This window comes from Microbacterium sp. CnD16-F (genome assembly GCF_024124465.1).
Classification (GTDB): Bacteria; Actinomycetota; Actinomycetes; order Actinomycetales; family Microbacteriaceae; genus Microbacterium; species Microbacterium gawkjiense.
Genome location: NZ_JAMXSA010000033.1, coordinates 24586 through 32116, shown reverse-complemented (window position 1 = coordinate 32116; position 7531 = coordinate 24586). Strand labels below are relative to the sequence as shown.

General features: G+C 72.1%; 7 protein-coding genes. 5 read left to right on the top strand and 2 right to left on the bottom strand.

What is annotated here, in order from left to right; all coding sequences use genetic code 11:
- Positions 1-619 (bottom strand): TRAM domain-containing protein (locus tag NH287_RS10020; protein WP_374209377.1); only part of this gene is annotated, 619 nt, incomplete at its 3' end.
- Between the two features lie 71 nt (positions 620-690).
- On the opposite strand from NH287_RS10020, the gene NH287_RS10015 reads away from it, so the two are divergent.
- From NH287_RS10015 to NH287_RS10005, 3 genes are all read left to right on the top strand, one after another.
- The gene (locus NH287_RS10015) at positions 691-1353 is read left to right on the top strand and encodes a nucleoside triphosphate pyrophosphatase (protein WP_253035490.1); all 663 of its coding nucleotides are present in this window, start codon (positions 691-693) and stop codon (positions 1351-1353) included.
- An 81-nt stretch (positions 1354-1434) separates the two neighbouring features.
- Positions 1435-3216 carry a biotin carboxylase N-terminal domain-containing protein gene (locus tag NH287_RS10010; protein ID WP_253035489.1) on the top strand — a complete coding sequence of 594 codons (1782 nt, stop codon included), beginning with the start codon at positions 1435-1437 and terminating at the stop codon, positions 3214-3216.
- Positions 3217-3283: 67 nt separating this feature from the next.
- Entirely contained in the window at positions 3284-3472 is a 189-nt protein-coding gene (locus tag NH287_RS10005) for a hypothetical protein (RefSeq protein WP_253035488.1), read from the top strand.
- Positions 3473-3482: 10 nt separating this feature from the next.
- Here NH287_RS10005 and NH287_RS10000 read toward each other — a convergent pair whose 3' ends face one another.
- Positions 3483-4943, bottom strand: a complete 1461-nt coding sequence (locus NH287_RS10000; protein WP_374209376.1) for an NAD(P)H-quinone dehydrogenase — start codon at positions 4941-4943, stop codon at positions 3483-3485.
- Between the two features lie 84 nt (positions 4944-5027).
- Here NH287_RS10000 and NH287_RS09995 point away from each other — a divergent pair, with 84 nt between their 5' ends.
- Both NH287_RS09995 and NH287_RS09990 read left to right on the top strand, forming a co-directional pair.
- Positions 5028-5858: a purine-nucleoside phosphorylase gene (locus tag NH287_RS09995; RefSeq protein WP_253035486.1), complete on the top strand. Its 831-nt coding sequence runs from the start codon at positions 5028-5030 to the stop codon at positions 5856-5858.
- Entirely contained in the window at positions 5855-7519 is a 1665-nt protein-coding gene (locus tag NH287_RS09990) for a phospho-sugar mutase (RefSeq protein ID WP_253035485.1), read from the top strand. The genes NH287_RS09995 and NH287_RS09990 overlap by 4 nt, the downstream gene beginning before the upstream one ends.
- Positions 7520-7531 lie beyond the last annotated feature (12 nt).

Here is a 7531-nt window from a genome sequence, read left to right as displayed (position 1 = left end):
CGAAGGGCTCGCGGACAGGCAGGACGAGGTCGAGGCGGCCGGCGGAGCCGCCGCGCCGACGGCTCGCCGCGCGGGCGATGCCCGCGGTCGCGAGGGGCAGGTCGTCGACGGGGATGACGCGGTGGCTGCGGGCCGCGAACGGGCCGATGCGTCCCTCGTCGTCGACGTGCAGGCTGACCCGGGTGCGCCATCCCGTGCCGTCGGCGGATTCCTCGACGAGACGGTCGCCGCGCATCTGCGGGAGGGGCGGCTCGATCGTGACGGGAGCGGTGGACCCGGCGAAGCGGGACAGCGCGTCGCGAAGCACATCCGCCTTCAGTTCGCGCTGATGGGCGAGGGCGATGTGACCGAAGTCCGCACCGCCGGGCCGGGCGTCGGGAGGCATGCTGACATCGGCGGGCGCCCACACATGCGGACGGCGGTGGGGCGAGGCATCCAACACCTCCACCGTGTCGCCCCGCCAGAACGACGCCTTGCGCGTGTCGGTGAGGGCGACGCGCACCCGCTCGCCGGGGATCGCGTCCGAGACGAACACGACACGGTTCTCGTGCCGGGCGACGAACACACCGCCGTGCGCGACGGCGGTGATCTCGAGGTCGAGGAGGTCTCCCGGTTGCATGCTCCGATGCTGTCACACCGGGTCGCCGCGGACCGTCATCCACTCCCGCCCGCGCGGCTACCGTGGTCGGTATGCGCGTGTGCCTCGCCTCCACCTCCCCCGCCCGTCTGATGCTGCTGCGCCAGGTCGGCATCGAGCCGACCACCCGCTCACCGCAGGTCGACGAGGAGGCCGTGATCGCGGCGGTCGAGGCGGCGCAGGCCCGCACGCTGCCGTCGGAGGAACACGTGCTCCTCCTCGCCCGACGCAAGGCGGCCGACGTCGCGGCGACCGTCGCCGCGGAAGGTTTCGAGGGCCTCGTCGTCGGCGGCGACTCGATGTTCGAACTCGACGGCGAGATCCTCGGCAAGCCCTACACACCCGAGGCGGCGCGCGCCCGGTGGCAGTCCATGCGGGGCCGCACCGGCGTGCTCCACTCGGGGCACAGCGTGTTCCTCGTCTGCCCGGGCGCTGACCCCGTCGAGGCCCATGCGGTGGCCGCCGCGTCCGTGACCTTCGCGGCGGATGTGACGGATGCCGAGATCGACGCGTACGTGGCGACCGGTGAGCCCCTCCTGGTGGCGGGCGCCTTCACCGTCGACAGCCTCGGCGGCGCGTTCATCGAGCGGGTCGAGGGCGATCCGTCGACGGTGGTCGGGATGTCCCTGTCGACCCTGCGCCGACTGGTCCGCGAGCTCGGGGTCGAGTGGACGACGCTGTGGAACTCCGCGGGCGGCGGCGCGGCATCCGCTTAGTGGGATCCGCGACACGAAACCCACATGATCTTGTGCGAGTGATCCAAAGGAGCGGCCACCCTCGTGGGTAGGCTCGAAGCCATGCCTGAGAGCGTCACCACCGGAATCTCGAAAGTGCTGATCGCCAACCGAGGCGAGATCGCGGTGCGCATCATCCGCGCCGCACGCGACTCGGGGAAGTCGTCGGTGGCGGTCTACGCCGACCAGGACCGCGATGCGATGCACGCGCGGCTGGCTGATGAGGCGTACGGCCTCGGCGGCTCGACGAGCGCCGACACCTACCTCTCCATCGAGAAGATCCTCTCGGTCGCGCGCCGCTCGGGCGCCGACGCCGTCCACCCGGGCTACGGCTTCCTCGCCGAGAACGCCGACTTCGCCCGCGCCGTGATCGGCGCGGGGCTCGTCTGGATCGGCCCCTCCCCCGAGGCCATCGAGGCGCTCGGAGACAAGGTCACCGCCCGCCACGTCGCCGAGAAGGTCGGCGCCCCGCTCGCCCCGGGCACGCCGGGGCCGGTCGAGGGCGCCGACGAGGTCGTCGCCTTCGCGCGCGAGTTCGGCCTGCCCATCGCGATCAAGGCCGCGTACGGCGGCGGCGGACGCGGCCTCAAGGTCGCGCGCGAGTTCGACGAGGTCGAGGAGCTCTTCGAATCGGCGACCCGCGAGGCGATCGCGGCGTTCGGTCGCGGCGAGTGCTTCGTCGAGAAGTACCTCGACAAGCCGCGCCACGTCGAGACGCAGTGCCTCGCGGATGCCGCGGGCAACGTCGTCGTGGTCTCGACCCGCGACTGCTCGCTGCAGCGCCGGCACCAGAAGCTCGTCGAAGAGGCTCCCGCGCCGTTCCTCACCGCCGAGCAGAACGAGATCCTGTACGCCGCGTCGAAGGCCATCCTCAAGGAGGTCGGCTACGTCGGGGCCGGCACGTGCGAGTTCCTCATCGGCGCCGACGGGACGATCTCGTTCCTCGAAGTGAACACCCGTCTGCAGGTCGAGCACCCGGTCTCGGAGGAGGTCACCGGCATCGACCTCGTCCGTGAGCAATTCCGCATCGCCGAGGGCGGCACGCTCGACTACGCCGACCCCGAGCCGGTCGGGCACTCGTTCGAGTTCCGCATCAACGGCGAGGACCCGGGCCGCGGCTTCCTGCCCGCCCCCGGCGACATCCACGTGTTCAAGACCTTCGGCGGACCGGGCGTGCGCCTGGACTCCGGCGTCACCGCCGGCGACAGCGTCTCGGGCGCCTTCGACTCACTCCTGGGCAAGCTCATCGTCACAGGACGCACGCGCGAAGAGGCCCTCGAGCGGTCGCGCCGCGCCCTCGACGAGTTCGAGGTGGCCGGGATGCCGACGGTGCTGCCCTTCCACCGGAAGGTCGTCCGCGACCCCGCCTTCACGGCCGAGGACGGCACGTTCGGCGTCTTCACCCGCTGGATCGAGACCGAGTTCCACAACGACATCCCCGCATGGGACGGCGAGGCGGGTCCCGCCGCCGAACCCGAGGGCCGCCACACCGTCGTCGTGGAGGTGTCGGGCAAGCGCCTCGAGGTGAGCCTGCCGGACCGCCTGACCCACGCACCCGCCGCCGTCGGACGCCCCGTCGCCGTGCCCCCGTCGCGTCGTTCGCACGCCGCGAGTGCCGTCTCGGGCGCGAGCGGCGACGCCGTCGCGTCGCCCATGCAGGCCACCGTCGTCAAGATCGCCGTCGAGGAGGGGCAGCAGGTCGTCAAGGGCGACCTCGTCGTCGTCCTCGAGGCGATGAAGATGGAGCAGCCCATCCAGGCGCACAAGGACGGCGTGGTCGGTGCGATCAACGCGCAGGCCGGCACGACCGTGTCGGCAGGGCATCAGCTGCTCACGATCTCCTGATCCGGTCGGGCGGAACGGAGCGCCCCTAGGGTGTGGGCATGAGGACTCTGCGTGCGCCGGTGACGACGTGACCGCCGACGTCACGGTGAACGTGATGACCGCGGACGGCGGGCAGTCGACGATCACGAATCAGATCGTCTGCGACACCGAGCCGCACCGCATCCCGTTCGATGGCACGTCGGCGCGGGCCGTCTCGGCGTCGGGGACCGCGCCGGTGCCGACCTACCTGTATGTGACCGCGATCGCCGTCGGCTGAGGCGCGCGGATCAGCTGTAGGTGTCCTCGTCCCGGGCGACCTGGTGCATCGCGCGGGTCGCGTCGGTGATGCTGCCCGCGAGCGACGGGAACACCGCGAACACGCGGGAGAGCTGGTCGACCGTGAGGCGCCGCTCGACGGCGATGGCGATCGGGTAGATCAGCTCGGAGGCGCGCGGGGCGACGATGACGCCGCCGATGACGGTGCCCGACCCCTCGCGGGCGATGATCTTCACGAACCCGTCCTTGACGCCCATCATCTTCGCGCGCGCGTTGGCGGCCAGCGGGAGCTTGTGGACCGTGCCGTTGACCGCGCCGGACTCGATGTCGCGCTCCTGGCGTCCGACGGTGGCGATCTCGGGCGCCGTGAAGATGTTCGCCGTGACGCGGTGTTTCTCGAGCGGGATGACGGTGTCGCCGAGCGCATGGAAGACGGCCATGCGTCCCTGCATGGCGGCAACTGACGCGAGCGGGAGGAACGTCGTGCAGTCGCCCGCGGCGTAGATGTTCGGCACCGACGTGCGCGCGACGCGGTTGACCTGGATGTGACCCGAGCCGGTGAGCTGGACCCCGGCATCCTCCAGTCCGATGTCGGCGGTGTTCGGGATGGATCCGACGGCCATGAGGCAGTGGCTGCCCTCGACGGTGCGGCCGTCGGACAGCGTCGCGACCACGCCGTCCTTCGTGCGCTCCACCTTCTCGGCGCGGGACTTCGACAGCACCTCCATGCCGCCGCGGGTGAAGACCTTCTCGATGACGGCCGCCGCGTCGGAGTCCTCACCGGGGAGGACCTGGTCGCGGCTCGAGATCAGCGTCACCTTCGACCCGAGGTTCATGTAGGCGCCGGCGAACTCCGCGCCGGTGACGCCGGATCCCACGACGATCAGGTGCTCGGGCAGCGACGACATGTTGTAGAGCTGCGTCCAGGTCAGGATGCGCTCCCCGTCGGGCTTCGCGCTGTCGAGCTCGCGCGGCGAGGCGCCCACCGAGACCACGAGCGTGTCGGCTTCGATCCGGTCGAAGTCGGTGCCGCCGGGGCCGGTCGAGACGACGACGGCGTGCGTCCCGTCGAGGCGGCCGTGGCCGGAGATGATGCGGACCCCGGCATCCACCAGCTGCGCGCGCTGGTCGTCGGACTGCTGACGCGCCAGGGACAGGAGCCGCTTGTTGACCGCCCCGAGGTTGATGGCGATCTCGGGCTTGAGCGGCTTGCCGCTGTCGCCCCGGGCGAACAGCTGCACCCCGAGATCGGAGGCGCCGCGGATGGCGACGGCGGCGTCGGCGGTGGCGATGAGGGTCTTGGAGGGGACGACATCGGTGATGACAGCGGATCCCCCGATGCCTGCGCGCTCGACGAGCGTCACCTCGGCGCCCAGCTGGGCCGCTGCGAGAGCCGCCTCGTATCCGCCGGGGCCGCCGCCGATGATCGCGACGCTCTGGGTGGTCTCGAAGCTCACAGACATGCGCACCATTCTTCCAGTCCGCAGGGTCCCCGTGCGCCGCGACGCGATGCGCGCCGTGTGGCCGAGCCGTCCCCGGGTTCCTAGAGTGGGAGCATGCACGAGGAGACCCACCCGCTCGACGACCCCACCGCCGACCCGTTCGAGGTCGCACGGACCGCCGCCGACGACATCGCCCGCCTCACCGGCGTCGACCACCACGACGTCGCCCTGACGCTCGGGAGCGGCTGGGGCAAGGCCGCCGAGCTCATCGGCGAGACCACGGCGACCCTGGCCGCGACCGATGTCACCGGGTTCAGCAAGCCCGCCCTCGAAGGGCACGTCGGATCGATCCGCAGCATCCTCACCCCGCACGGCAAGCGCGTGCTCGTGATCGGCGCGCGCACGCACTACTACGAGGGGCACGGCGTGCGTCGTGTCGTGCACAGTGTGCGCACGGCCGCCGCGACCGGCGCGAAGACGATGGTCCTCACCAACGGCGCGGGCGGCATCAAGACGTCGTGGACGCCGGGGCAGCCCGTGCTCATCAGCGACCACATCAACCTGACGGCCGACTCCCCCCTCGAGGGCGCGACCTTTATCGACCTCACCGACCTCTACTCGCGGCGCTTGCGCGACCTCGCCCGCACCGTTGACCCGTCGCTCGACGAAGGCGTGTACTGCCAGTTCCGCGGACCGCACTACGAGACCCCCGCCGAGGTGCAGATGGCCAAGGCGATCGGCGGGCACATCGTCGGCATGTCGACGGCCCTCGAGGCGATCGCCGCGCGCCAGGCGGGCATGGAGATCCTGGGCTTCTCGCTCATCACGAACCTCGCCGCCGGCATCCAGACCACCCCGCTGAGCCACCAGGAGGTCATCGAGGCGGGCCGCGAGGCCGAGCCGGTCATCTCCGACCTGCTCGCCCGCGTGATCGGCGTCCTGTGAGCGAGGGCGTCCTCGACGTCGCCCGCGGGTGGCTCGCGCAGGACCCCGACCCGCAGACGAGCGACGAGCTGCGGGCGCTGATCGAGCGGGCCGAGGCCGGTGACGCGGCGGCGCTCGACGACCTGCACGACCGGTTCGACACGCGGCTGGCCTTCGGGACCGCGGGGCTGCGCGGGGCCCTGGGCGCCGGGTCGAACCGCATGAACCGCGTCCTGGTCGGACAGGCGGCCGCCGGGTTCGCCGCGTACCTGCACGAGCGCGCGACCGACGAGATCCCGTCGGTCGTCGTCGGCTACGACGGTCGTCGCAACTCCGACGTGTTCGCTCGTGACAGCGCGGAGATCTTCGCCGGCGCGGGCCTGCGCGCCATCCTCCTTCCCCGCCTGCTGCCGACACCGGTGCTCGCGTTCGCCGTCCGGCACCTGGGCGCCTCCGCCGGGGTCATGGTGACGGCATCCCACAACCCGCCGGACGACAACGGCTACAAGGTGTACCTCGGCGGTGCCGATCACGGCGCCCAGATCGTCTCACCGGCGGATGCCGAGATCGCGGCGCATATCGACGAGGTCGCCGCCCGGGCGGACCTCGGCGCGATCCCCCGCTCGGCGGACTACGAGACCGCCGGCGAGGACGTCGTGGACGCCTACGTGCGCGCCACGGCGCTCGTCGCCCCCGCCCCTGCCGGTGCGGCCGGCTTGAACTGGGTCTACACCGCGATGCACGGCGTGGGTCACGAGACCCTTTCGCGCATCCTCGAGACCGCGGGGTACCCGGCGCCGACGGTGGTCGCCGACCAGATCGAGCCCGACGGGCGGTTCCCGACGGTCGCCTTCCCCAACCCGGAAGAGCCCGGCGCGATGGACCTCTCGTTCGAGGCGGCCCGCGCCGCCGGCGCGGAGCTGATCCTCGCCAACGATCCCGACGCCGACCGGCTCGCCGTCGCGATCCCGGATGCCGCCGCCCCCGGCGGCTGGCGTCGGCTCACCGGCAACGAGGTCGGGCTGCTCCTCGGCTGGCGCGCCGCGCGCACCGCGACGGCGGGCACCCTCGCGTGCTCGATCGTCTCGTCGCCCGGCCTGCAGGCGATCGCCGAGCACTACGGCCTCGACTTCGCCGCCACGCTGACCGGCTTCAAGTGGATCTCGCGCGCCCCCGGCCTCGTCTACGGCTTCGAGGAGGCGCTCGGCTACCTCGTGAACCCCGACACCGTGCGCGACAAGGACGGCATCTCGGCCGCGGTCGCCGTGCTGGGCCTCGTCGCCGAGGCGCGCGAGGAGGGCCGGACGCTCGGCGACCTGCTCGACGAGTCGGCCGCGACCTTCGGGCACTTCGCGAGCGGGCAGGTGTCCCTCCGCGTCGACGACGTGTCGGTGATCGGGCGCATCATGAGCGCGCTGCGGGCGGCGCCCCCGGCATCCGTCGGTACGGTCGCCGTCGAGCGCATCGAGGACCTGCTCACCGCTCCCGAGGGCTCGCCGCGCGGCGACGTACTGCGGGTGTGGCTGACCGACGGATCGCGCGTCATCGTGCGCCCGAGCGGGACCGAACCGAAGCTCAAGGCCTATCTCGACGTCCGCGGCGACTCGGCGGAGGATGCGGCGGCCCGGCTGGCGGCGGTGGACGCCGGCGTCCGGGAGATCCTCGCCGCGGCGCAGGCGTGATGGCGGCGCAGA